Origin of the sequence: Ensifer sp. 1H6 (assembly GCF_001976035.1) — a bacterium.
Taxonomy (GTDB): Bacteria; Pseudomonadota; Alphaproteobacteria; order Rhizobiales; family Rhizobiaceae; genus Ensifer; species Ensifer canadensis.
Map to the genome: position 1 here is coordinate 1 of NZ_MOAI01000079.1, position 1,523 is coordinate 1,523.

At 56.3% G+C, this 1,523-nt stretch carries 2 protein-coding genes and 1 pseudogene; all 3 read left to right on the top strand.

The annotated features are described in order from the left end of the window. Positions 1-122 (top strand): annotated as a pseudogene (locus BKP54_RS37020) (porin); the annotation flags it as partial. A gap of 180 nt (positions 123-302) precedes the next feature. Then, positions 303-1,235, top strand: coding sequence for a site-specific integrase (locus tag BKP54_RS34720; protein ID WP_084815712.1), 933 nt, complete (start codon positions 303-305; stop codon positions 1,233-1,235). A 77-nt stretch (positions 1,236-1,312) separates the two neighbouring features. Then, positions 1,313-1,523: porin (locus BKP54_RS34725; RefSeq protein WP_198956911.1), on the top strand; the 211-nt coding region annotated here is incomplete at its 3' end.

Consider the following 1,523-nt stretch of genomic DNA (forward strand, 5'->3'; position numbering starts at 1 on the left):
GCGTAACGGTTGACTACAAGATCACCGAAGGCCTCGCTACCCGCGTATCGGTTCAGTACGAAGATGAAGACAACGGCGACGACCAGGTATTCGGCTTCGTCCGCCTGCAGCGCGACTTCTAATCTGACTTAGTCAGGTTTGATATCAGGCCCGCAACTCACATTCGAGTTGCGGGCTGTTGCTGTTTAGCAACGTTTGCATCTCGTCTCGGCACAGGACGATGTCCAGACATCAAGCGCCGGCTTGAAAGCCGTCGGTTTATCGGTCTCACTCCGGCGTCAGTCGGCAAGGGGATCGGCGAGTTGGGGAAGGATGCTGAAAAACAAACGGGCGACTTCGACTTCCCGAACCTAAGTAGCGGGTACGAAGTCCACTACAGTTTTAGCCCGCGGGGTCCGAGCGGGGTGGTTAAGGACACCACGCTCGCCGAACTGCTTCAGCGTTATGCCGACATTCTGTGGGAGGAAGGCAACCACAAATACAATGTGAAAGCCTTCATCGGAGAGCTCGACGAGATATTGCTCGCTGCTCGCTTCTCTACTTTCTCACAAGACATGCTCGACAACCTGATCGGCGCTTTACGCAAACGTCGCAACAGCAACGCAACCATCAACCGGAAGATGGCGGCGCTAAGCAAGTTGCTGCGGAAAGCGTACAAAATGGGCGACATCTATAGCTTGCCGGAGTTCAAGCGCCAGAAAGAAAGAGCGGGCCGCCTCCGCTTTCTCGAACCGGACGAAGAAGAAGCGCTGTTTCGCGAAATCGGAAACCGCTCGGACCTCTATTTAAAACTATCCATATTCCTCGTCGATACCGGCGCACGTCTCGGCGAGACCATCGCTCTGAAATGGAATGACGTTCACCAGGGCCGGGTGACGTTTTGGGTAACCAAATCTGGCCGCAGTCGAACTGTACCCCTAACCGCCAGAGCCAAGCAGGCTCTTAATGCCCTGGTGGATCGATCTCCCGGTCCATTCGCGTCCATTGACCAGCAAAAGTATCGCGCCGTTTGGAATGACGCAAAAACAGCAGCCGGACTGGGGGACGAGGCCGATATCGTACCGCACGTCTTGCGCCATACTTGCGCGTCACGCTTGGTGAGAGGCGGTATCGATCTCAGACGCGTTCAGATGTGGCTGGGTCACCAGACCCTCGAGATGACGATGCGTTATGCTCACCTGGCATCCCACGATCTGGACATGTGTGTACCCGTCCTTGAACGCCATATTACATGAGCGAGTTCGCCCGGCCGTCCTAGTCTGGGGTTGACGATAACAGTCAGAACAGTCCTGATTCTGACTGGAGGTCAGAAATGAACATCAAGAGCCTTCTTCTCGGCTCCGCTGCAGCTCTCGCAGCAGTATCCGGCGCACAGGCAGCCGACGCAATCGTCGCCGCCGAGCCGGAGCCCATGGAATACGTTCGCGTTTGCGACGCTTTCGGCACTGGCTACTTCTACATCCCGGGCACCGAAACCTGCCTGAAGCTCAGCGGCTTCATCCGCGTTCAGGGCTCGTTCGGTT